At 63.4% G+C, this 24,131-nt stretch carries 21 protein-coding genes; 14 read left to right on the top strand and 7 right to left on the bottom strand.

Annotated elements, in window-relative coordinates; genetic code table 11:
* Position 1: 1 nt before the first annotated feature.
* The 3 genes from EYW42_RS10600 to EYW42_RS20690 all read right to left on the bottom strand — a co-directional run bounded on the left by EYW42_RS10600 (position 2) and on the right by EYW42_RS20690 (position 4,538).
* Positions 2-3,517: a DNA polymerase II large subunit gene (locus EYW42_RS10600; protein ID WP_135535226.1), complete on the bottom strand. Its 3,516-nt coding sequence runs from the start codon at positions 3,515-3,517 to the stop codon at positions 2-4.
* Positions 3,518-3,982, bottom strand: coding sequence for a PPC domain-containing DNA-binding protein (locus tag EYW42_RS10595; protein WP_135535225.1), 465 nt, complete (start codon positions 3,980-3,982; stop codon positions 3,518-3,520).
* A gap of 382 nt (positions 3,983-4,364) precedes the next feature.
* A complete protein-coding gene (locus tag EYW42_RS20690; protein WP_449271871.1) occupies positions 4,365-4,538 on the bottom strand; it encodes a DUF7556 family protein in 174 nt (57 codons plus the stop codon).
* A gap of 181 nt (positions 4,539-4,719) precedes the next feature.
* Between EYW42_RS20690 and EYW42_RS10590 the strand changes: the two genes are divergently transcribed.
* From EYW42_RS10590 to EYW42_RS10545, 10 genes are all read left to right on the top strand, one after another.
* Positions 4,720-6,564 carry an ABC transporter substrate-binding protein gene (locus tag EYW42_RS10590; protein ID WP_135535224.1) on the top strand — a complete coding sequence of 615 codons (1,845 nt, stop codon included), beginning with the start codon at positions 4,720-4,722 and terminating at the stop codon, positions 6,562-6,564.
* Between the two features lie 130 nt (positions 6,565-6,694).
* Complete coding sequence (locus tag EYW42_RS10585) at positions 6,695-7,735, top strand: ABC transporter permease (protein ID WP_135535223.1); 1,041 nt, start codon at positions 6,695-6,697, stop codon at positions 7,733-7,735.
* A 2-nt stretch (positions 7,736-7,737) separates the two neighbouring features.
* Positions 7,738-9,267, top strand: a complete 1,530-nt coding sequence (locus tag EYW42_RS10580) for an ABC transporter permease (protein ID WP_135535222.1) — start codon at positions 7,738-7,740, stop codon at positions 9,265-9,267.
* Entirely contained in the window at positions 9,264-10,502 is a 1,239-nt protein-coding gene (locus EYW42_RS10575) for an ABC transporter ATP-binding protein (RefSeq protein ID WP_135535221.1), read from the top strand. The genes EYW42_RS10580 and EYW42_RS10575 overlap by 4 nt, the downstream gene beginning before the upstream one ends.
* Positions 10,495-12,066, top strand: coding sequence for an ABC transporter ATP-binding protein (locus EYW42_RS10570; RefSeq protein WP_135535220.1), 1,572 nt, complete (start codon positions 10,495-10,497; stop codon positions 12,064-12,066). Before EYW42_RS10575 ends, EYW42_RS10570 begins: the two co-directional genes overlap by 8 nt.
* Positions 12,066-12,476 (top strand): DUF7555 family protein, encoded by a 411-nt coding sequence (locus tag EYW42_RS10565; protein WP_135535219.1) that lies wholly within the window; start codon positions 12,066-12,068, stop codon positions 12,474-12,476. Before EYW42_RS10570 ends, EYW42_RS10565 begins: the two co-directional genes overlap by 1 nt.
* 63 nt (positions 12,477-12,539) lie before the next feature.
* Positions 12,540-13,109, top strand: coding sequence for a DUF7529 family protein (locus EYW42_RS10560; RefSeq protein WP_135535218.1), 570 nt, complete (start codon positions 12,540-12,542; stop codon positions 13,107-13,109).
* 77 nt (positions 13,110-13,186) lie between these two features.
* Positions 13,187-14,038 (top strand): CBS domain-containing protein, encoded by an 852-nt coding sequence (locus EYW42_RS10555; protein WP_135535217.1) that lies wholly within the window; start codon positions 13,187-13,189, stop codon positions 14,036-14,038.
* Entirely contained in the window at positions 14,031-15,794 is a 1,764-nt protein-coding gene (gene glyS, locus EYW42_RS10550; protein ID WP_135535216.1) for a glycine--tRNA ligase, read from the top strand. Before EYW42_RS10555 ends, glyS begins: the two co-directional genes overlap by 8 nt.
* On the top strand, positions 15,794-16,366 hold the full coding sequence (locus EYW42_RS10545) for a dolichol kinase (protein WP_135535215.1): 573 nt from the start codon (positions 15,794-15,796) through the stop codon (positions 16,364-16,366). Before glyS ends, EYW42_RS10545 begins: the two co-directional genes overlap by 1 nt.
* A gap of 197 nt (positions 16,367-16,563) precedes the next feature.
* Here the strand turns inward: EYW42_RS10545 and EYW42_RS10540 are convergent, their stop codons facing one another.
* Together EYW42_RS10540 and EYW42_RS10535 are read right to left on the bottom strand one after the other, a co-directional pair.
* Positions 16,564-16,818, bottom strand: coding sequence for a HalOD1 output domain-containing protein (locus EYW42_RS10540; RefSeq protein ID WP_135535214.1), 255 nt, complete (start codon positions 16,816-16,818; stop codon positions 16,564-16,566).
* Entirely contained in the window at positions 16,811-17,200 is a 390-nt protein-coding gene (locus EYW42_RS10535) for a hypothetical protein (protein ID WP_135535213.1), read from the bottom strand. Before EYW42_RS10535 ends, EYW42_RS10540 begins: the two co-directional genes overlap by 8 nt.
* A 456-nt stretch (positions 17,201-17,656) precedes the next feature.
* Here EYW42_RS10535 and EYW42_RS10530 point away from each other — a divergent pair, with 456 nt between their 5' ends.
* Positions 17,657-20,116, top strand: a complete 2,460-nt coding sequence (locus EYW42_RS10530) for a DEAD/DEAH box helicase (RefSeq protein ID WP_135535212.1) — start codon at positions 17,657-17,659, stop codon at positions 20,114-20,116.
* A 2-nt stretch (positions 20,117-20,118) separates the two neighbouring features.
* On the opposite strand, the gene EYW42_RS10525 is transcribed toward EYW42_RS10530, so the two are convergent.
* Positions 20,119-20,757, bottom strand: a complete 639-nt coding sequence (locus EYW42_RS10525) for an Sjogren's syndrome/scleroderma autoantigen 1 family protein (RefSeq protein ID WP_135535211.1) — start codon at positions 20,755-20,757, stop codon at positions 20,119-20,121.
* 140 nt (positions 20,758-20,897) lie between these two features.
* Between EYW42_RS10525 and mdh the strand changes: the two genes are divergently transcribed.
* Both mdh and EYW42_RS20340 read left to right on the top strand, forming a co-directional pair.
* Positions 20,898-21,812 (top strand): malate dehydrogenase, encoded by a 915-nt coding sequence (gene mdh / locus EYW42_RS10520; RefSeq protein WP_135535210.1) that lies wholly within the window; start codon positions 20,898-20,900, stop codon positions 21,810-21,812.
* A gap of 137 nt (positions 21,813-21,949) precedes the next feature.
* On the top strand, positions 21,950-22,084 hold the full coding sequence (locus EYW42_RS20340) for a hypothetical protein (protein WP_259371289.1): 135 nt from the start codon (positions 21,950-21,952) through the stop codon (positions 22,082-22,084).
* Between the two features lie 268 nt (positions 22,085-22,352).
* On the opposite strand, the gene EYW42_RS10515 is transcribed toward EYW42_RS20340, so the two are convergent.
* On the bottom strand, positions 22,353-22,598 hold the full coding sequence (locus EYW42_RS10515) for a ferredoxin (RefSeq protein ID WP_135535209.1): 246 nt from the start codon (positions 22,596-22,598) through the stop codon (positions 22,353-22,355).
* 115 nt (positions 22,599-22,713) lie between these two features.
* Here EYW42_RS10515 and EYW42_RS10510 point away from each other — a divergent pair, with 115 nt between their 5' ends.
* Positions 22,714-24,102, top strand: a complete 1,389-nt coding sequence (locus EYW42_RS10510; protein WP_135535208.1) for a hypothetical protein — start codon at positions 22,714-22,716, stop codon at positions 24,100-24,102.
* The last annotated feature ends 29 nt before the right edge of the window (positions 24,103-24,131 follow it).

Here is a 24,131-nt window from a genome sequence, read left to right as displayed (position 1 = left end):
CTCACATGAAGTCCGCGATGCCTGTCTGCTTGTTCTTGTCGTTGACGAAGATGCTCTCCAGCGACTTTTCGAGCACTTCGAGGCGCTGTTTCGTGTAATCGCGGGTCCCGTACTCCTCGGCGACCTGGATGGCGGTGTCCATGTACTTGTTCACCGACCCCTGGTGAACAGTGAGGTTCACGTCACCGCCGCACTCCCGGCAGTCGCCCGACAGCGGCATCCGGCGGTACTTCTCGCCGCAGTCGAGACAGCGGGTCTCCTGCCGGGAGAACGCCCGGAGGTTGCCGATGAGGTCCGGCAGGAAGTGGTACTCGATGACCCGCTCCGCGACGTCCGTCTCGTCGACGGAGCGGAGTTTCCGCGAGAGTTCCAACTGGGCGTTCATCTTGTCCATCATCGACCCCAGCGTCTTGTACGCAGAGAGGTCCGGACCCAGCGCCAGATCGGTCGTGTCGTGAGTGTGACCGAAGCCGGCGTACTCCCGGTCCGTGCCCAGGGTGTCCTCCGCGATCTCGATGTCGACCTCGCCGGGGTCCGCCATCTCGCGGGTCGCCTCGTAGAACTCCTTCGGGTACTGCGAGACGACGTCCATGTTGTGCGCCTCGTCGTCGATCTCGTTCGGGTCGATGCGCGAGGACATGACGAGGGGTGCGTCCATCTGACCGCCTCTTTGGTCCGGGAGGTAGGACTTGCTGAAGTTGAGCAGGCCGTCGAGGAGGAGCATCACGCAGTCCTCGTCGCCGTCGCAGTTGCGCCGTTTCGAGGCGTGAAAGAACGGATGCGCGTATCCGACCGCCGCGCTCGTGAAGCCGATAACCCGACCCACCACGGCCGCGCTGGTGTGGGGGGCCATCCCGAAGACGAGTTCGCCGACGAGTTCGTCGCGGTCGTCCAGTTCGTAGTACGGTTCGAGGTCGTAGAACTGCGACAGGAGGTCGTCGACGAAATCGGCCGTCTGCAGGAGGTGTTCGGCGGCACCGTTCGAGAGGACGACGTCCTGTACTTTCAGTTCGACCAGTTGGTCCTCGTGCCGGAGGAGGTCGCCGTGGATGTCCTCCTCGTAGCCGAGTTGGCGGAACTGGTCGACGGTAACGTCCAGTTCTTCGGGACGGACGGACGTGACGGGCAAGTCCGTCATGTCGTAGCGGACGGTGCCGTCCTTGAACGCTGAGACGCCGTGTTTCGAGCGGAGGATCCCCTTCTCGATGGCCTCGGGCGTCTTGTTCGTCGAGGTGAGCCCCTTGACGCCTTTCAGGATGTCGAAGGCGTTCTCGCGCTCGCCGACGGACTCGAGCGCATCGCGGTACTGGGCGTGAACGTCTATGATGCGGGATTCGACGGACGTTCCGTCGATCTCGCAGCGCGAACAGTGAACGCGGCCGGCCTCGTCCGGACGGAGGTCCCGTTCGCAGTCAGGGCACTGGTAGTGCGGTTCCGTGTGCGCGCCGCAGTCTGGACAGCACGGCTTGAACGTCGCTTCGCCACAACCGGGACACTCGCGGCGACCGACCTCCACTTCGACCTCGCCGGGGGTGTCTTCCATGGTCTCGGCGTGGCCCGCAGCGGCGGCGACGTCGCGTTGGTTGCCGCCGGCTTCGCCGATGGGAAAGAGCGTGTGGACCGCCGGGCTGAGTTCGCGCGACTCGGATTTCTCCGGGCGACCCATTCGGTTTCCGATACGCGTGGGCGCGCGCTCGCGAACCGCGAACGGGGCGACCTCGTTGACGGCTTTCACCGCGTTGTCCCACTCGCGCGATTCGGCCGAGAGGTCGTCCCAGGTCCGGTCGAGGTCGGTCGTCAGACCGAGCGAGCGGACGAACGGGCCCCATTCCGGCACTGCGATAGCGTCTGACTCCTGGCGGTGTTCGAGTATGAGCGCTTCGAGCGCCTCGCGGACGTCGGCGGTGTTCTCAACCAGAAGGTCGCCGTCGACCACGTCGCCGGCGGCGACGGCGTCCGCGAGCGCCTCGAACTGCTCGACGGACAGGTCGTGCCAGAGGTAGGTGTGTTTCGGATGGATCGGGGCGTCGTACTCGGTCGCCCACTCGACCGCCTCCGTTGGGTCCGGGTCGTCGAGGTCGACGCGGACGGAGTCGGCCATCGCCTGCACGTCAGCGTTGGTCTCCTCGAACTCCTGTGTCCACCACTCGACGGTGTAGGAAGCGGGCGCGAGCGGGTGGTTGTTCTCGACGAACTCGCCGTAGTTGACGAGATACTCGCCGAGGTCGAGTATCTTCTCGACGCCGTTTCTGATTTCGAGGGCCTCCTCGGGGTCGTCGATCCGACGGACGTCGCCGTTTGCGAGGCGGACCGTCGGCCCCTCGATGGAGTCGACGGGGACGACGCCCGCGGCCTTACCGGGGCGCTCGGTCTTGATCTGGGTTCCGGTCGCGAGGAAGTCGTCGACCAGATGCATCGTCGCCGGGTGAACGCCCGCCGTTGCGAACCCGTGGTTGCGTGCGCGGCCGTAGCGCAGGCGGAACCCGCCCGTTTCGCTCGGATGCGAGAAGACGGGGCGGCCGGCGATCAGGTCCCGCAGGAACTTCCAGGACTCCTCGACGCGGGGCGGGCCGTCTGGCTCGGCGGCGTCGTTTCCGTCCGCGTCCTCGCTCTCGTCGCCGTCGTCCGGGTCGGGGTCCGCTTCGTCACCCTCGTCGGCCCCCTCGTCGCCGTCCTTGCCGATGGTGCCGTCGATGAGGTCCTGAAGCCAGGGCCAGTCGACTTCTTCCAAGTTCCGGGTGTAGCGCTGGATTTTCGGGGCCTTGAGCGCGATCCCCTCGGCGAGGACGAGACACATTCCGCCGCGGGCGGAGTTGGTGTCGACGCGGTCGAGGTCGCGAAAGCCCGACACCTCTTCGTCGCCCGTCGCCTCACCGTCCAGCATGATGGGGACGTGCTTCGCGATGAACTTCGTTTCCTTGTCTTTCGGGGTGTACTGGAGGCCGGTCTCGCTGTCGTACAGCGACACCTCCTCGGCGTAGCGCTCTATCTCGTCGTCACGGGCGTTGTACTCGTCGACGCCGATGAGCGCGCGGGTGTAGTCGGCGACGAGGACGGATAGCGCCTGTGCGGTCCCCCCGGCGGAGCGGATCGGGCCGGCGTAGTAGACGTTGACGAACTCCGTGCCGTCGTCGTTCTCTAACAGTTCGACGCGGTCGATCCCCTCGATGGGAGCCGCGACGACGCCCTCGGTGAGGAGGGCGACCGCCGTGCGGACCGCGCCCTCGACCTTGCCGGCTTTCGTCTCGTAGTCACCGACGCGCTCCTCGGCGAAATCCTCCGCGAGCGCGAGGGCGGCCTCCTCCCTGCTCATTTCGCCTTCGAGTTCGCGGACGCGTTCCGCCACCCCGTCGATGCCGAGGATGTTCTCGACGCGGTCGGCCATGTCCTTGGCGACCGGGATCTCGACCTCGGTTTCGGGATCGTGACCCTGTTCGCGGGCCGAGCGGGCGACCTCGAAGGCGTCGTCGAGGCCGTTTTCGAGCCGTTCGAAGTACCGTTCGTCTTCCCGCCGCATCTATAACCAGAGGTCCAGGTCGGTGGTCTCGTCGTGTTCGCGTTCGAGCGTCGTGTCGAACGTCCGCATGTACACCTCGCCGGCGAAGACAGTCGCGGCGTTCAGATGGCCCGCGATAGCGTCGCCGTCCGGCCGCGAGAGGACGGCGTGTGTGTGGGCGAACCGCTCTCCATCGTCGGACGAGGTCCGACTGTTCGAGGAGTTCTGGGCCCCGGTGTCCAGCCACGACACGTTACCGACGCAGGCAGCCACTTCGAGGTGTTCGTCGAACTCGACCGCCTCGTACTCGGTCGTCTCCTGGTCGTAGAACCATATCTCGGCGTCCTGCACCGCGCCCATCGCGGTGAACCAGGCCGCGTCGGCGTCGACATCGCGGGCGAGCCCCTCGATCTCCTCGCGCCAGTCAGCGCCGTTGTCGAGTCGAGCCAGAAACTCTCCCGTGGTCTCGACTTCGCGGTATTGCATACCCTGTTGGAGCGGTGGCCAGAACTAAAAAGGTGCGTATCGCCGGGCGATAGGTCGGCGGTAATCCGAGAGGGGCCAAGATCGCGGTGAAACGGCCGAGCGGACGGCGAGGCCCCGTTGGGCCGAGTCCGTCCGGTACGGGGAAGGGCAGGGCGTCTGCAAGCAATGTATCTGTGAGCGAGGGCCTTGGCCCGAGCGAGCGGTCCGAAGAACCGTCAAGGGAGCGAAGCACGGCGCTACGCGCCGCGGAGAACGAGCGGCGAAACCGCGGGCAAGCGACTGAGGCGGTGGCGCTGGATTTTGGCCGAGTTTTTGCCGAGTCAGGCGAACATGCCCACCGCTTGCGGACCGTTCGAAGAAACGCAGCGCAAAAGGTCGTCGTCTACCGCCAGGCCGGAAGTGTCGGGGCGTCGTCTACACACATGGAGAGCCAGGCATCGTCCTCGCTGATATCGGCGATGACGTACTCCTGTCGATTACCGTCGCCGTCGACGGTACTCATGACTTCACCGGCGTTCGCGCTCCCACTGCGGGGACCTGACGGTTTCCTCGCCATATAGGTAATAATCTTTCAGGCACTTATAAACTCGTCGGAAAAACAGTGCTGACTGGGCGATCAAAGTAAATAAAACCACTATTATTGTAGTTATTAACGTCGGCCAAACCGCTGGGAAGGTTCTCAGATCGCGAAACGTAACGGAAAATTTAAACTGGTCCATCCAGAAGGGGGGTTTGGGATGACAGATAATGACACTACTCGCCGGCGGTTCCTGCAGGCCACCGGCGGAGCTGCGACGGCAGTCGCGCTAGCCGGTTGTTCCGGTGGCGGTGACGACGAAGGTCAAGACGACACTGACACGCTCACTCCGGAAGAGGAGACGGAGCGAACCACTCGGGAGCAGGAACAGACTGACAAGACCTACAGGCGTCACAACTCCACGATGACGACGCTTGACCCCATCGCCTCGACCGACGAGGCGTCGGGCATCGTCATCATAAACCTGTTCGACGCGCTGACGAACTACCCGAACGGGGAGACGACGACGGAGAACCTCCTCGCCGAGAGCATGGAGGTCAGCGACGACGTCACGGAAGTGACTATCAACCTGCGAGACGACATCACGTACAACCACGACGACTACGGTGACGTTACCGCGGGCGACGTCGCCTACTCATTCGAGCGACTGGCTCAGTCGGACAACTCCCGACGAGCGAGTTTCATCCTCGACTTCCTCGGCGTCGCACACGAAACCGAAGGCGAAGAGGACACGTACGTCCCCGGTTCGTTGGCTATCGAAGCTTCCGACGAAAAGACGGTGGAGATGACGCTCGAATCGCCGTTCCACGCGATTCCGGAAATGATCGCGTACACCTCGTTCTCGATCATCCCCGAAGGAATCGTGGGAGACATCGAGGGGTACGACGGCGACATGAGCTACGAGCAGTTCACGCAGGAAACTCCCGTGGGTGCAGGTCCGTTCTCCCTCGAAACCTGGAACTCCGGAAGCGAGTGCGAGGTTTCGGCTCGTCCGATCGACGAGTATCACGGAGAGGGCCCGTACGTGTCCGGCGTTCACTGGATGATCGCCGAGGAGGACAACGCCCTGTACACGTACACGGTTCTCAACGAGAACGCCGACGTTCCGTACATTCCGAACTCTCAGTACGACGCCAACAAGGTGTCCATCGAAGGGAAAGACAGCATGGGTCGGAAATACGGGACGTACGGCCCGCTTGAGAACGACAAGACGGTTCCGTACTACCAGGTCGAGGAGGTCGGGGTGTACTACTTCGCCTTCAACCAGGCGAACACGGAACCGGCAGTCCGGAAAGCCTTCGCGCACGCGATGAACCAGCAGCAGATGATCGACGAGGTGCTCAACGGTCCCGGCACGACCGCCTCCCACATCACTCCGCCGGCTATCTACCCGGGGGGCAAGGAGGCCTACCTCGACCACGAGGGAGACTACCCGTACGGCCTCGATGAGACGCGTATCAACAAGGCAACGGAGGTCATGGAGGACGCCGGTTACAGCAGCGACGACCCCTACGAACTCGAACTCACCATCTACGAGAGCGAGCTCTTCGCGGAAATAGCGAACATCCTTCGTGACCAGCTCGCATCCGCACACGTCGACGTCCAGATCCAGCAGACCCAGTTCAGTACGATGCTGTCACGAGGTCGGAAAGGCAACCTGGACGCCTACAGCCTCGGATGGATCATGGACTACCCCGCGCCGGACAACTTCCTCCAGCTTCTGAATCCGCCGCAGACGGACACGTCGCTCGACGCCCCGATCAGCTACGTCGACTGGGACCCCGACGAGAGCGAGGCCGCTCAAAAGGCAACCGACGCCTGGGAAAAGATCCAGAGCAACCCCGCCCCCGAGGAAGGACAGGACGCCCGGAACGAGGGCTACGTCTCGATGGAGGAGGCCAACTGGGAAGACGTCGTCTTCCTCCCGCTCCTGCACAACGTGGCGGAGAACATGCATTACAGTTGGGTCGAAAAGCCGCGGGCAGGTGCCGCCGGCCGATCCAGACAGAAAAAGAACGTCGTCTACGTCGGAGAGCGCGACTAGTACCGCCCCACCGAGGGTTTTTTAGTACACGGTAGTGCTGGTCCTCAACTCGAAGCGGAACGCAAATAATGCATGAAAGATAAACGCAATTAATGATGAATAGATCCAACGCAGACGGCGGTGAGAGACTATGAGCCGCTGGTCTTACTTCGCAAAACGATTGGTCCTGTCCATCCCCGTCATCCTATTCGGAACGACGGTGACGTTCATCGCTATCCGAATGGGGCCGATCGACCCCGTATCCGCCGTGTTCGGAACACAGGCGAATCCGGATGACATGGAACGGATGCGGCGCCAACTCGGGTTGAATCAGCCGCTCTGGCAACAGTACTTCGATTTCCTCTGGGACATGGTCACATTCGATCTGGGCCAGTCATGGGTCGTCGAGACCAACACGGACACTATCGAACTTATCAAATCGCGCGCGCCGCGAACGGTCTGGATGGGCTTTTGGGCCATCCTGATCCCGCTTTTCATCGGGATTCCGCTCGGTTTCTACGCGGGGCTGAACCCGAACACGGCCGGCGACTACTTCGCGTCGTTCGGCGGGATCGTCTGGCGCGCCATGCCGAACTTCTGGCTGGCGGTGATCCTGCTGGTCGGTCTGTCCAGGTCCGAGGACATACTGTTCGGTTTCAGTTGGAAGACGTTCCTCGTTGACACTCCGCAGGTTATCGGAACCAAGTACTTCCACACTGCCTGGACGAACCTCCAGGCCGGTCAAATACAACCGATAGAGTGGGCGAGGGCGACGAAGCAGATCCTCCCCGCCGCGGTCGTTCTCGGCTCCGCGTCGATGGGTAACGAGATGCGGATCAGCCGAACGGCGATGCTGGAGACGAAACACTCGAACTACGTCGAGATGGCGAAGGCGAAAGGCGTTTCGGGCCGGTCTCTGGTCTGGAAACACATGTTCCGGAACGCACTCATCCCTCTCGTGCCGGTCATCACCGGCGAGGCAGGCCTATTGCTTGGCGGATCCGTCCTCGTCGAGACGGTGATGGCGATAAACGGCATCGGGAAGTTGTTCTTCGACGCACTAACCGAAGGTGATATGCCCGTAGCCGGGGCGCTAATGTTCATCTTCATCTTATTACTGGTATTTATCAACATAATGCAAGACTTCCTGTACACGATCATCGATCCGCGAGTCGGATACGAGGGTGAGTGATAATGAGTGAACGAACATCCATCAAAGACGACGCACCGTTGCTCGACCGTATCCGGAATAATCCGGAACCGGCTCTCCGATGGCTCGCAGTCCTCGGTGTGCTCGTTGCGTTACAGGTCGGTGCGCTATTCGGCGCGATGATGGAACTCCCGCCGTGGCAAACGATCGCTGACCGACTGTTCGGTCTCCCGCTTCTCGCCCTGTTCGAACCAGTCGGGTCGGTGCTCGCGAGCATCGGTGACCGTCTCGCGGAGATACCCACGCTGCTGTCCCGAGACGTGATTCCGAACCGCGGACACCGTGTTCCGGGCGGACAGCAGTTCGCAGCCGATATAGCCGGGTTCACGGTAGAGTTCTGGCGCTGGGAAGGCACTTTCCTCGGCCTGCCGGCCGCCATCGCATGGGCTATTCGGGTCGCGCTCATCTACCTGTACGCGTTCGGCTGTCTGGCCTGGTTCTGGAAGGGGTATCTCGTCTTCCGCAATCACTACCGCTACGCGGACTGGACGCCGGCCGACGACATGATCGACCGGATGCGTACCCACCGCTGGGGACAGTTCGGCTTCGTCGTCATTGCGATGTTCTTCATGATGGCGATGTTCGCTCCGGCGCTCGGACCCACGGTAGTCGAAGAGAACATCCAGGAACCGTACAGCTACGAGACCGAATATCTCGACCAGGAAAGCGGCGAAGTGCGGTCGACGCTGGTCGGCAACGCAAATCTCGGCTCCCGCTCCCGTGGCGGCGGAAGCAATGGGAACCACGGTATCGGAACCTACGACGATTACGACCGGTTCCATCCGTTCGGGACGTTACCGAACGGGAAGGACCTCTTTACGTTCCTCGCGGCCGGGTCGCGGGTCTCGCTGTTCATCGGCCTGCTCGCGCTCGGCATTTCATCGGTGATCGCGTTCTCACTGGCGATGGTGTCCGCCTACTACAAGGGTGCAGTCGACCTCGGGGCAGTGATACTGAGTGACTCCATCCAGGCGATGCCGCGCCTGCTCGTACTGATAGGGGCGGTGGTGATACTCAGGGGGACGTGGATAGCGGACATATACAACGGCGGCTTACTCCTGGCATTGCTGCTTGGGAGTTGGGGGTGGCCCGCAATGTGGCGCGCCATCCGTGGTCCCTCGCTCCAGGTCGTTCAAGAGGAGTGGGTGGACGCCGCAAAGAGCTACGGCCAGACTCCGCGACGGATCATGCGAAAACACATGGCTCCGTACGTGGTCGGTTACATGCTCATCTACGGATCGATGACGCTCGGGGGCATCATCATCTCCGTCTCCGGGCTGTCCTTCCTCGGTCTCGGCATCACGCCGCCGACTCCGGAGTGGGGCCGCGCCATCGACCTCGGACAGTCGTACATCGCGACCGACTCCTGGCACATCTCCATCGTGCCGGGGTTACTGATCGTCATCGTCGTGACTGCGTTTAACGCTCTGGGCGACGGCATCCGCGACGCGATCGACCCACAGAGCGACACCGGCAGTGGCGGTGAGGCCGCCGCGGCAGGAGGTGGCGCATGAGCCAAGTCGCCTACGGGGTCGGCCCGGACAACAGCTATCCGATCCTGTCGATCGAGAACCTCCAGACGGCGTTCTTCACAGACAAGGAGACGATCCGCGCGGTCGATGACATCTCCTTCGACATCGAACGCGGCGAGACGCTCGGTATCGTCGGAGAGAGCGGGTCCGGAAAGAGCGTCACCGCGCGCTCTATCATGGGTCTGGTCGAGGAACCCGGACACGTTCTCGATGGAAGCAGTATCCGGTACAGTCACCCCAGTACCGTCGAACGGTTAGCTCGGGAGTACCCGGACAAGACGGTCGAGGTAGCGCCGGGCGAGACGATCAGCGAACCCGACAGCGAGACCTTCATCGCCCTCGCTGAGTCCGAAGGAAGCGGCGACAACGTGACCGTCGAAGAAGGGTACGTTGATCTCGCGAAAGCGCCCGACGACGCGGTTCACTCCGTCCGCGGCGGCGACATCGCGATGGTGTTTCAGGACCCGCTGACCAGCCTGAATCCGGTTTACACCGTCGGAAACCAGATCAAGGAGTCGCTTCGACTCCATCAGGGACTACGCGGCAGTGAAGCGACCGAAGAGGCCGCGAACCTGCTGGAGGCAGTCGGGATCCCGGACGCCAACCGACGGCTCAAAGAGTACCCGCACCAGTTCTCGGGAGGGATGCGCCAGCGGGCAGTCATCGCGACGGCGTTAGCCTGCGACCCGAACGTGCTGATCTGCGACGAACCGACGACGGCGCTCGACGTCACCATCCAGGCGCAGATACTCGACCTCCTGTCCGAACTGCAGGAGGAACACGACCTGGGGATCATGTTCATCACCCACGACATGGGCGTCATCGCGGAGGTCGCTGAGCGCGTCAACGTGATGTACGCCGGCGAAGTCGTCGAGAAAGCGCCCGTAGTCGAGATGTTCGAGAACCCGCGACATCCCTACACGCAAGGGCTGCTTTCGTCTATTCCGGGACGGAACCCGGGCGGCGACCGCTTGTCGACGATCGAGGGCGACGTGCCGACGCCGAACGAACCGGCGTCGCAGTGCCGGTTCGCACCGCGGTGTCCGAAGGCGTTCGACGAGTGCACGTCTGTTCACCCTGAACAGGTGTCCGTCGGCGAAGGGGAGAAAGAACACACTGCGGCGTGTCTGCTCTACCCGGAGGACGCCAGTCGAATCGAGGCGGTAACGGAGCATCAGCGTCGGGGAGACGACACCGAGGTGGGAACGGATGAGTAAGCAAGCATACGGAGACCAGGAGACGACCGTACAGGATAGCAAGCAGGACACCCTCGTCGACGTGAACGGCCTGAAAACGTACTACGGCAAGGAAGGTGGCCTGTTAGGTGGGAACCCGGTCAAGGCCGTCGACGACGTCTCGTTCACCATCGAACGCGGGGAGACGCTCGGTCTCGTGGGCGAGAGCGGGTGCGGAAAGACGACCCTGGGACGGACGCTCGTCCAGCTAGAGTCCGCAACCGCCGGTGAGGTCGCGTACGCCGGCACCGACATCACGACGCTGGACGGGAAAGAGCTGAAACAGTGGCGGCGGAACGTCCAGATGGTGTTTCAGGACCCCGACTCCAGCCTCAACAACCGAATGACGGTCGGGGAGATAGTTCGAGAACCGCTCGAAGTTCACAACTGGCCCACGTTCGAGGTCGGCGTCCAGAACGCCGACCCGTCCGAAGTGACGGTCAACGGTGAGATGGCTCGTCACGTCGCGGAGGCGAAATACGAGGACAGCGACATCGTCGTAACCCCGGAAGCCGAACTCATCCATCTCCGCGAGAGCGCGCCGATAGACAGTTCGGAGCTGACGATCAACGTGACCGAGAGCGGCGGCGGCGTTACCGTCGACGTGACGGTCCACAAGTCGAGAAACCAGATCCGGCGACGGCGGGTGAGAGAGCTCCTGGAGACGGTCGGCCTCCAGGAGGAACACTACTACCGCTACCCGCACCAGTTCAGCGGCGGGCAGAAACAGCGAGTCGGTATCGCCCGGGCGCTGTCGCTAGAGCCGGATTTCGTTGTCCTCGACGAGCCAGTCTCCGCGCTGGACGCCTCCGTGCAGGCGAAGATACTCAATCTGCTCGAGGACCTACAGGACAAGTTCGGGCTGACGTATCTCTTTATCGCCCACGACCTCTCCGTCGTCCGGCACATCTGTGACCGCGTCGCAGTCATGTACCTCGGCAACATCATGGAACTGGGCGAGACGGAGGAGATGTTCGAGACTCCGGGGAACCCGTACACGCACTCGCTACTGTCCGCGATCCCGGAGCCGGATCCCACCCTGGAAAAAGACCGGATCACGCTCCGCGGTACGCCGCCGAGCCCGCGGGACCCGCCGTCCGGTTGCCCGTTCTCGACGCGCTGTCCCATGAAGATCCGACCGGAGGAGTACCGGGATATAGACATGGAGGTGTGGACGGCTATCGAGGTGTTCCGAGAGGTACTTCGGGAGCGCTCCCGTGCCGAACGGACGACCGTCGAGCGCGTCAAGGAGTTCCTCGCATTCGACACACGGTTCGCCAGCATCGACGAGATCGTCGAGGAACTGTTCGGTGATCTCGACGTACCGCCGGAGGTCCAGACGCACGTCAGCGAGGCGGCGAGCATGGTTGCGGACGGCGACGAAGAGGCCGCCGGTGAGTATCTCAACGAACAGTTCGGGAGCGAGTGCGACGCTGAATATCCCGAGGCGCACGAGATAAGCGAGAGCGGCCGCGAGAGTCGGTGCCACCGACACAAAAGCGAGTACGCATCCCCCGGTGAGTATCGGACGGAGATGCAGCAGTAATGAGCACCGGCGGCATCTCGCTCCGGGTGCGACGGGGCGTCGACGGCATCGTATACGCCGTCTCGCTAGCCGCCGTTGTGTTCGTTATCGGTACAGTACTGTGTCTTCCGCTCGGCTGGGGATGGACGGGCGTGAAATACTGGCTGTTTTTCCTCGGCCTGTTGCTGTTCGGAATCGGAACGCTGAAACTCCGCCCGAGAGCCGCCTGGAAGGATTACGATACTGACGGGGGAGAAGAGAAACCAGAGACCGAATCACGCTTCGAGCAAGCGACGCGGACCGCACTGCCGGACGACCTCACCGTCCGTCATGACGAGCGCTGGAGCGGCGGTGCGCGGGTGTTTCTCAGTTCCCTCGCTGTCCTCGGGGCGTCGATGGCGATGGAGTTCGTTTTCGGCGTCGGCGGGTAACGGCGGCGCGCGAGTTCTTCAGCAGTCAGAAAAGCTTACACCGGTCCATCATCACGAACGAGTATGAGAGAACCCGGCGAGTCCAGAGATGACGATTCCAATTCGCAGCCGCTCGGCTCCGAAGAGGAACTGGAAGCGAGCGTCCCGATCCACAAGGACGCGTGGAGTCAGACGCTTGACGACATGCAGGCGATGGCGGAAGAACTCGAAGACGAGGGATGGGACACCGTGACGGTGACAGCGGTAGACACCGCGGCTGAACCGCCGGAAGACGGGCCGGGAGACCGGTGGGGGCTCGTACACGTCGTTCCCGACAACCAGGCCGAGGCGTTCCGTGAAGCGGTCGAAGCGTGTGAGTTCCCCGCGTTCGACGTGTTCCGCGCCGAAGCGGAAGGCCGAGTCTTTCACGTGACCCAGCTACTCGACCCGGAGACGGAAACCTCGATCCTGATCGCTGGCAACTTCCAGCGCTACCGAGCCGAGGGTGCCGTCCGGACCGCCCGGGAGGAAAACGAGATGTACACGCACGCAGAGACGCTGTCGGGCGACCATCTGGGTTCGTTCAAACACGACGACTACGAGAAGTTCTTCCCGGAGGCCGACCGCCTCGTCGACCTCGACGAGGAGAGATAGCACTGCAGTCGCCACCGCGGGAGACGGGAGCGTGGGGTTCGTAGGGTACAAGAGGGGAGAAGTCCTACCCAGCGGGTATGAACGTCGCTGACGCGATGACACCTCGCTCGGATGTCGTGACCGTTGAGCTTCCGGGTACTCGGGACGACGCACTGGAGTACCTCCAAGAGCGGTCGTTTTCGTCCGTTCCGGTTCTCAAACAGACCGACGACGGCGAGGAGTACCGCGGGCTCATCTCCCGCGAGTCGCTCATCGAGAATCCCGACGAGGACCAGCTCGCCCTCCTATTGAACGAGGTTTCGACGACGACACAGGACGCCAGTCTCGAAGAGGTAAGCGAACTGATGGTGACGGAACGAGCGCGAAGAGTCCCCGTCGTCGACGGACAGTTAGAGGGGATCGTCACAGTCACGGACGTGATTCGCGCGATCGCAGAAGAGAAAGCCGACGGTGACCGGACCGTCGGCGAACTCGCCTCGCGGGACCTGAACACCGTCTGGGACGGCACCCCGCTTCACGTCGCCGAGCGCGAGATATACTACGCGAACGTCCCCTACGCGATAGCGCTGGACGACGAGGGGTCGATGACGGGAGTCATCACGGAGGTGGACGTACTCGACGTCGCGCGGGTCGTCGAGGGCGAGGCGGAGACGGGCGACAGCATCGCCAACGAGGACGACGACTGGGCCTGGGAGGGTATCAAGGCGGTCGGCAACCGCTACCTGCCGACTCGAAACGTGGAGATCCCCGCAGGTCCGGTCAAGGAGTTCATGTCCGGCGATGTCGTGACGGTGACCTCGGGGAAGACCGCCAGGGAAGTGGCACAGCTGATGATCACGAACGACATCGAGCAGATCCCGCTGGTGAGCGGCGACGACCTGGTGGGGATCGTCCGCGACGTGGATCTGCTGGGGGCGCTGTATGACTGAGGACATCGGCGAGCGCGTCGTGGAACTGGCGAAGCGCCGGGGCTTTTTCTTCCAGTCGAACGGTGCGTACGGCGGCGTCTCCGGGTTCTACACGTACGGTCCGCAGGGCGCGACGCTGAAAAGCAACGTCGAGAACGCCTGGCGGGACCGGTTCGCGGTACAGGAGGGCCACCAGGAGATAGACGCGCCGACCGTGATGCCCGAACCGGTCTTCGAGGCGTCGGGCCACCTCGACGGGTTCGACGACATGCTCGTCGAGTGTCCCGAGTGCGGCGAGAGCCACCGAGCCGACCATCTGGTCGAGGACGCGACCGACATCGAGGACGCCGAGGCCGTTCCCATCTCCGAAGTCGAGGAGATGATCGCCGAACACGACCTCGTCTGTCCGAACTGCGGGACGGAGTTGGCGGGCGAACCCGTCCAGGACTTCAATCTCATGTTCGAGACGAACATCGGCCCCGGCAGTTCGCAACCGGGGTATCTCCGGCCTGAGACCGCCCAGGGCATCTTCGTCGAGTTCCCCCGCCTCAAGGAGTACGCGCGCAACCAGTTGCCGTTCGGCGTCACCCAGATCGGCAAGGCATACCGCAACGAGATCAGCCCGCGGAACTCGATCATTCGGGTGCGCGAGTTCACGCAGGCCGAACTGGAGCATTTCATCGACCCCGAGGAGGACGAACCGCCGCTCGAACGGGTCGAAGACGTCGAAGTGACGCTGTATCCGGCCAGCGAGCAGAACAAGGAAAACGGCGACTACGTCGAGACGACCGTCGGCGACGCGGTCGAGGACGGCATCCTCACGAACGAGTGGGTCGCCTACTATCTCGGCGTCGCCAAGCCGTGGTACGAACGGGTCGGCGTCGACATGGACCGGTTCCGGTTCCGCCAGCACCTCCCGGGCGAACGCGCCCACTACGCGGCCGACTGTTGGGACGCCGAGTCCGAGATAGACGGTGACTGGTTCGAACTCGCCGGCCTCGCCTACCGTAGCGACTACGACCTCTCGAAGCACGGCGAGTACTCCGACGAGGAGTTCACCCTGTTCAAGCAGTACGACGAGCCAAAGACCGTCGAACGCGCAACTGTCGACCCGGACATGAGCTATCTCGGCCCGGAGTTCGGCGGGCAGGCCGGCGAAATCGCCGACGCGCTCGAGACGAAAGCCGAGCGCGACAGGACCGTGTTCGACGGCGACACCGTCTCCGTCGAGGTCGACGGCGACGAGTACGTGGTGCCGGTCGAGAGAACTGGCTTCGCGGTCGAGGAGGTCACAGAATCCGGCGAGCACATCACGCCCCACGTCGTCGAACCGTCGTTCGGCGTCGGCCGGGTCGTCTACACCGTCATCGCTCACGCCTACCGCGAGGACGAGGTAGACGGCGAGGAGCGAACGTACCTCGAACTCGACGCCGAAGTCGCGCCGACCACGGTCGGCGTCTTCCCGCTGATGGACAAAGACGGCATGGCGGAGCGTGCGAGAGAGATCGCCGCCGAACTCCGGGAGAACGGCTTGGACGTCACCTACGACGACTCCGGCGCGATCGGGCGACGCTACCGCAGGCAGGACGAGGTCGGCACGCCGTTTTGCGTGACGGTCGACTACGAGACTCTGGAAGAAGGGACCGTCACAGTCCGCGAACGAGACACCACTGAACAGACCCGCGTCGACGTCGACGAACTGGCCGAGTCGCTGGCCGGTCTTCGGAACGGCGGCCGGACGTTCGATGAACTGCTCGCGCCGGCGGACGCCGAATAATGGCGAACGAAGTCGCCCGTCGACTCGTCCACGCAAGCGGAGCGACGATACCGGGGGCATACGTCCTGAGCAAGCACGTCTCCTGGCTGGACCTCCAGTGGACGCACATCCAGTGGGTGCTTATCGCCGGAACGGTCGTGACGATAGTGCTAGAGGCGCTCCGGCTGTTCGCCGGGCTGGAGTGGGTCGTATACGACAAGCTGACACGGGAGTACGAACAGGACAACGTCGCCGGCTACGCGCTGTACGTGTTTGGCGGGACCCTAGTCGGCCTAGTGTTCGAACCGCGGATCGCCATCCCGGCAATGCTGATGCTCACGCTCGGCGACCCCGTCAGCGGCCTGCTCGGGTCGGGCGAACTGCGGACGATCAAGCGATGGCCCGTACTCGCCGCGATGTTCACGACCTGTTTCCTGTTAGCGTACCCGTTTCTGCCGCTTCACGCCGCCGCCCTCGCGGCCGTCGCGGCGACGCTGGCCGACGGCGTGAAGCCGGTGATCGCGACCTACGTCATCGACGACAACATCACGATCCCAATTGCCGCCGCGGTGACAGCGTTCGTCGTCCTGTAACACTATTAGTAGTTGGGAATACGGTTTCTTTATTCAGATCGGAGCGTGAAACTCGCGGCCAGTACAGGGTGAGTAGTTACCGAAGCGGCTATCGATTTATCCGAACTATGCCAAAAGCTATCTGCTGAATAGAGAGGGTGAGTTCAGCAGAGCGAGAACATCCACCTCGGGTTGAAGTGATTGTACCTCTTTCTGGGTCATGCATCGAAACGGTTCGATACATCAGGAGTATGTGCGACACCATCGACGAGTATCTGTGAATCGTGGGTGACCGTTACTTGATGATCTGAGAACTGGAACGTGAAACTCCATTCCCCACGCTCCTGTTCGCACAATGTATACAATGCTTCTGGGTTTATGTACTCGTATAGCGAGTCGAGTTCGGCTGTGTCTACCCCATCGGCGGCAGCCACCGCTTTGACAATCTTGGAGACAATATCAGGTTCAGTCATTTTTCACCCGGTCCTGGAAAATCTTACAGTTTCTAATCAATGACGCGGGGAGTTCGTCGATGGAGTCTGTAACCAGCTCTATGATGAAGGCAGGTTCCTCAAACCGAGGACCACGCTGGACGACGAACGGCTCATCCTCCCAACGGACGTACCCCGCCTCCGCGAGTAGGGGGAGGTGGTGATGGCGCAACTGGATGCTTAAGATCTCGGCATCCTTCGGCTGGTTGGGAGATTCGGCAACATCAGGCAACGGAAGCCGACGTTCTTGTGGTTCGTCTAGCAACGAAGAGATGATCATCCGACGCGGCTCGGCCGATAGAGCCTCGTAGAGCTGATCCCACCGCTCGGCCCAATCCTGTTCTTCAGAGGGATCGAGTGTCATAGGGACTTTCTCAGCTCCGTCTACTTCACCTTTTTTGCAGAATACCACACGCCATCTCCACTTGACTTTACAATCCACCGTTCCTAAGTGGTGTCTTTGGATCGACACTCTCGCTTCTTCTAATCAACAAATCTCATCGCGAGATACGCGTTGTGTATTCAGCACGAGTCCACCAATATTACCGATAGCTAAGAAAAGTACCAGCGTTCGGTTCGTACGTGTAGTTGCCGAACTGTCCGGGTCAATGTCAGACACAATCCTGGATAAACAAACTGCGCTACTATCTACTGCTATCTCGACGGCTGCAGGCGGTCCCACACCGCGTCCGAGTACTGCATCAGCATCGTCTCGAGGACGCTCACCAACAGCACGTTCCCGATGGTAACCAGCAAGATAGCGGACCACTTTCACCGCGCTATACGAACTCTTAACGCCGGCGGGGTATAATGGCCGCCAATGGCCGCCACGGACGAGGAACCGGGCTACGTCGACCACCCGCTGCTGACGCCGAACTTCATCGAGCGTCGCCTCTATCAGATCAAACTCGCCGGCACCGCCGCCGAGGACCACACGCTCGTCTGCCTGCCGACTGGCCTCGGGAAGACGACGGTCAGTCTGCTCGTGACCGCCCGACGGCTCGACGAGGTCGGCGGAAAGTCGCTGTTTCTCGCGCCGACGAAGCCGCTCGTCCAGCAACACGCCGACTTCTACCGCGACGCGCTCACGATCCCCGACGAGGAGATAGCGATGTTCACCGGCGAAGTCAGGCCCGACGACCGCGCCGAACTGTGGGAGGACGCAAGTGTGGTCATCGCCACGCCGCAGGTCGTCGAAAACGACCTGGTCGGCAACCGAGTCAGCCTCGCTGACGTGACCCACTGCACGTTCGACGAGTGCCACCGTGCGACGGGCGACTACGCCTACAACTACATCGCCGAGCGCTACCACGCCGACGCCGACGACCCGCTCGTCACGGGGATGAGCGCCTCGCCCGGCGGGGACGAGGAGGAGATACTGACCGTCTGCGAGAACCTGGGCATCCGCGAGGTCGAGGTGATGACCGAGGACGACGCCGACGTGGGCGAGTACACCCACGAGACCGACGTCGAGTGGAAGACGATCGAACTCCCCGACACCGTCGTCGAGATACGCGACGCGTTGAACGAGGTGATCGAGGACCGACTGGAGAAGCTAAAGGAACTCGGCGTCACCAGAAAGACCAGCGCCGACCTCTCGGAGACGGACCTGAAGGGGATGCGGGCGGAGCTCCAGAAGCTCATCGATAACGACCAGTCCGAGGGGTATCAGGGGATGTCCGCACACGCCGAGATCCGGAAGCTTCGGACCGCAGTGACGTACGTCGAGACCCAGAGTGTCGAGGCGCTGCGCCGGTACTTCGAGCGCCAGCGCAACGCCGCTCGGTCCTCGGGCGCGTCGAAAGCCAGCCAGCGACTCGTCTCGGAGCCGAAAGTCCGCGAGGCGATGCGCAAGGCCGAGGAGTACGACGACCGGCACCCGAAGTTCTCCGAGACGCGGATGTTGCTGGCGGAGACGCTCGGCATCGACGACGGCGAGCGCGTCATCGTCTTCACCGAGTCCCGCGACACCGCCGAGGTGTTGACGGAGTTTCTCGGCAACCATTTCGACACCCGGCGGTTCGTCGGACAGGGCGACAAAGAGGGTAGCGACGGAATGACCCAGACCGAACAGCAGGAGACGTTAGACGCCTTCCGGGACGGGGAGTTCGAGGTGCTGGTCTCTACCTCCGTCGCGGAGGAGGGGCTTGACGTTCCCGAGGTCGACCTCGTGCTGTTCTACGAACCCGTTCCGACGGCGATCCGCTCCATCCAGCGCAAGGGGCGGACCGGCCGGCAGGCCGAGGGGAAAGTCGTCGTTCTGATGGCGGAGGACACCCGCGACGAGGCGTATTTCTGGATCGCTCGCCGGAAGGAGTCGGAGATGGAAGACGAGTTGCGGAAGCTGAAAGGCGTCGCCGACGACTTAGAGGAGGAGTTAGACGACAGCCAACAGCGGCTCGGCGATTTCGCGGAGCCAGCCGGAAGCAGTGGCGACGCAGAAGGTGTGTCCGGCGGGGAGACCGACGCCAGTGCCGCGAACGGCGGAGCGGCCGCGGCGGCGGCGAACAGCGGCGACCAGCCGGGATTACAGGATTTCGCGGGCGACGAGACGGACGAGAGCGACGGCGACGCAACCGCCGACGTCGCAGAGGGCACCGTCGCCACCGCGAACGGCGACGAGGAGTCGCTGGAGATCGTCGTCGACCAGCGCGAACTCGACTCGAATATCGCGCGGAACCTCTCGAAGCGCGACGGCGTCGAGACGCGACTGGAAACGCTCGCCGTCGGCGACTACGTCCTTTCTGACCGTGTCGCGGTCGAGCGCAAGACGGTCAGCGACCTCCTCGACACGCTCACCGGCGGCGACGAGCGCTCCGTCTTCGAGCAGGTGGGCGACCTGACCCGACACTACTCCCGAGGCGTCCTGATCCTGGAAGGCGACGACCTCTACGGGGAGCGCAACGTCCACCCGAACGCTATCCGCGGCGCGCTGTCCAGTCTCGCGGTCGATTTCGGCGTAAGCGTCCTCCGGACCGAGGGCGAGGGTGACACCGCGGACCTGCTCGAAGTGATCGCCGGCCGCGAACAGCAGGCCGACGACCGCGAGGTGAGCGTCCACGGCGAGAAGCAGTCGAAGACGCTCGCGGAGCAACAGGAGTACGTCGTCAGTTCCATCGCCGACGTCGGTCCCGTCACGGCGCGGTCACTGCTTGAGCAGTTCGCCACCGTCGAAGCCGTGATGACCGCCCGGAAGGACGACCTCACCGAGGCCGACGGCGTCGGCGAGGTGACAGCGGAGCGGATCCGGGAAGTCGTGGGGAGCGAGTACGCCGGGTAGGATCAGTACGGCAGTGTGTCGAGCGCTTCGGCGGCCTCCCGCGCGGCGGCGAGACACTCCCGCGCCCGTCGCGGGTCGTCAGTCTCGGCCGCCTTCCGCGAGAACTTCGTGAGCGTCGCGCGGAGGGCTTCTTGGGCGGCGGCCACATCACCGGATTCCGGCGCGGCCTCCGAAGAGACCTCTGCGGGCGTCGGACCGGCACTGCGACCCGATGCGTTCGCCGGAGCAGACGCGAACGACGACTTCGGATCCGCGGGGCGAGACACGTCAGCCTGCGGCGCTGCCTCGTTCGCCGTCGGTCCGGCCGCGGCATCGGTATCATCGGACTCCACCGCTCGTTCGGCCGTTTCGGGCCGTTCTGCGTTCGTCGCCGAACGCTGGTTCTGTGGATTCGCCTGTGCGTTTCCGCCACCCTGAGCGCCTCCGCCGGCCGCCTGCCCTTCGGACTGGCAGGTCGGACAGAACGCCTGGCCGTCGTACCGGAAGATGGGGTCGCCGCACCGGTCGCAGTGATTGTTCGTCATGGTCGCGCCCTTCAACAGGAGTTCACTCAGTTGCTGGGTGTGCTGACGGTCGGACTCTTCCTCCTCGAACTGCTCGCGGAGTTTCTCTCGCTCCGCTTCCTTGTCGAAGTCGCTCATACCACCTAGATGGGCCGTGGGGTCGAAAAGGACTGCGAACCCAAATAGTTCGACAAACGACGAACCCGGGACCGACGAACATCGCTGAATTTCGAGGTTTCGAAGTCTTTAACGTGAATCGCGGGCGCTATTTACGTGGTATGACGAAAGTTAGTGTGGTCGGCGCGGCCGGAACGGTCGGCGCCGCCGCAGGATACAACATCGCGCTCCGTGACGTGGCCGACGAACTCGTCTTCGTCGACATCCCGGATAAAGAAGACGATACGATCGGACAGGCCGCCGACGCGAACCACGGCGTCGCGTACGACTCGAACACGACCATCCGACAGGGCGGCTACGAGGACACCGCCGGGTCCGACGTGGTCGTCATCACGGCCGGCATCCCGCGCCAGCCCGGACAGACTCGCATCGACCTCGCGGGCGACAACGCGCCGATCATGGAGGACATCGGCTCGTCGATCGCCGAACACAACGACGACTTCGTGACGATCACGACGTCGAACCCCGTCGACCTGCTGAACCGCCACCTGTACGAGACGGGCGAACGCGCCCGCGAGAAGGTGATCGGCTTCGGCGGCCGCCTGGACTCCGCCCGCTTCCGCTACGTGCTGGCCGAGCGCTTCGACGCGCCCGTCCAGAACGTCGAGGCGACCATCCTGGGCGAGCACGGTGACGCTCAGGTACCCGTCTTCTCGAAGGTCCGCGTCGACGGTCGCGACCCAGAGTTCGACGACGACCAGAAAGACGAGATCCTCGGAGAACTCAAGACGAGCGCGATGAACGTCATCGAGAAGAAAGGCGCGACAGAGTGGGGCCCCGCGACGGGCGTCGGCCACATGGTCGAGGCCGTCCTCCGGGATACGGGCGAGGTGCTTCCGGCCTCCGTCAAACTGGACGGGGAGTACGGCCACGACGACGTCGCCTTCGGCGTCCCCGTCAGGATCGGCTCCGACGGCGTCGAGGAGGTCATCGACTGGGACCTGACCGCCTTCGAGCGCGAACAGCTCGGCGAGGCCGCGGACAAGTTGTCGGAGCAGTACGACGAGATCTCGTAGTCGCGCCGCGATCCCTGCCGCAGAACCGCATTTTTCGTCCCGCGAACCCTCCGCCAGCGGCCGGTTCACAGACACGTACCTGGGGTGACGAAAGAATTATGCGAAACCGGGTTGATTCCAATCGTAGGTGACCGACCATGGGTAAGGACGCGAACACACACGTCACGGAGTGGGCCGAACTGATCGGCGACTCCGTTCCGGACGCGGAGCTGTCGCCCGAAGAGCGCGACGACCCGCAGGACGCGGACGACCCCTGGAACGTCGTACAGTGAGCCGGCGTTTTTCTCCGGGTAGTCGCCGTCTAGCGGCCGCGCTCGGGTGTGAGCGTGGCGAACATCCCGAGCGGACGGGGGAAGGCTGGCACTCGGAGCGTTCGCTTGCTACCGCCAGCGCTCGCACAGACTAGCGGACCTAGGCCTCCACGAGACCGAAGAGAGCGCTTTGGCGTCGTTACGAACGGAGAGCAGGCTCGGAGCGGCGAAGCCGCTCCAGTGGACATTGAAAGCCCTCGGCACTCCTTAGCAGTCGTGCCTCGCCTTATCAGGGAACGAGCTGTTCCCCGTCCTCGTCGTACACCGCGATGGCGTCGACGGGGCAGGCCCGCGCTGCGAACTTGGCGTCGAGTTCCTCGTCCTCGGGCACCTCTCGGACGACCAGGTCCTCCTCGACCTCCTCGCCGTCGACCAGGATCGCCTTGCCGGCGTCGGTGTCTTTCTCGAAACCGTCCCACTCGGCGACGCACTGGAACATACCGATGCAAGTGTCGCGGTCGAATTCGACTTTCATGCCCAAAGGTAAGCGCAGTGTCCACATAGAGATGGCGGATACACCGTCGACAGCGGCCCCCAGAGAGGATCGGTAACGTCAACATTGATTACCCGGCCGCGTATCAGCACCAGTAATGCCCTCCGCGTTCTCACGTCGACAGTTCCTAGCGACGGCCGCGGCCGTCGGACTGGTCGGCAGTCCGGCCGCCGCTGACGACGGATCGTGTGTCGGTCAAGACGTCGCAGACGGCGTCGTCTGGCAGCGCACCTACGGGGAAGACGAATCCCTCAAAGTGACCGACGCGGTCGCACACGGCGACGGATTCGCGCTTGCCGGTATCGACCGAGACGCCGGAACGAGCGGCCGCAGTTGGCTCCGACGGGTCGACGGCGACGGCAGAGAGCAGTGGCGACGGGAGTACGGGGACGACGAGCGGCGGTCAGTGACGTCCGTCGCCGTCACCGCGGACGACGGGTTTCTGCTCGCGGGGACCGCCGGCGAAGGGCGCGCCGAGCAGTTCGTAACGAAGACCGCCGCGGACGGCGGCGAGGCGTGGACGACGACAGTCGACGTGTCCGGACGCGACACGTTTGCGGCTGAACTCGATGATGGAAGCGTCGTCCTCTGCGTGGCGACGCCGTCCCCCGAACCGACGTACCCGCATCTCACGCTCCTCGACTCCGCCGGCGAAGTCAGCGAGTCTCGGACGTTCGACGACCGTGACGGACGGCAGATCCGAGCGGAGGTCGTGGCCGACGACGGCGTCGTACTCGCCGGAACGCGCGATTCCGACGAAGCCGAGGGGTGGCTCTGGCACGTCACCGTCGGCGACGGAATCGAGATCGATCGGTCGGCGGAGTTCGAACGCAAGATCATCGCCGCCGACCGGTTCGACGAAGGCGGCCTCGTCCTCGCGGGAACGAACTCGACGTGGCTCGCGCAACTCGGTCCGGAGTGGGAGGTCGAGTGGGAACAAACGGAGTTCGAACCCGACCCGCACATCAAGGACGTGTCGTCCGTTCCCGGCGGAGTCGCCGCGTGCGGTTACCACTGGGGAGAGGGCTGCGCCAGGCCGCCGTGGGCGTTTCGGGCGAACGACGACGGGACGACGTGGCACGCGAGCGTGGACGATTCGCCGCGGCTCAAATGGGAGTCGGTGCTACCGGCGAACGAGGGGGACCGCGTCGTCGTGGCGGGGAGCGACTACGGCGGCGACGGATCGAGCGCAACTCTGGCACTGGTCGAAGCGCCGGAATCAAGCGGCGAGGAGTCGACCACGACTGAATCCAACCGGACGACGACGGCAGGCGGGACAACGAACACGAACGGGACGACTGCTGGACCCAACCGGACGACGGCAAGCGGGACGAGCACCGACGGGACGACAGAGGAGACTCCGACGACGGACGACGACACCGGAACGGCCGCCGGCGAACTCGACGGGTTCGGGATCGGGGCGGGCATCGCGGCCCTGACAGCGGCCCTCGGCTACCGCACTCAGCGGAGTCGAGACGACGACTGACCGCCCGAGACGACAGTTTAAACCGCAGG

The organism is Halostella pelagica (genome assembly GCF_004762015.1).
GTDB lineage: Archaea > Halobacteriota > Halobacteria > Halobacteriales > Natronoarchaeaceae > Halostella > Halostella pelagica.
Note: the sequence above shows the minus strand (reverse complement) of the source record. Positions and strands in the feature narration are given on the sequence as shown.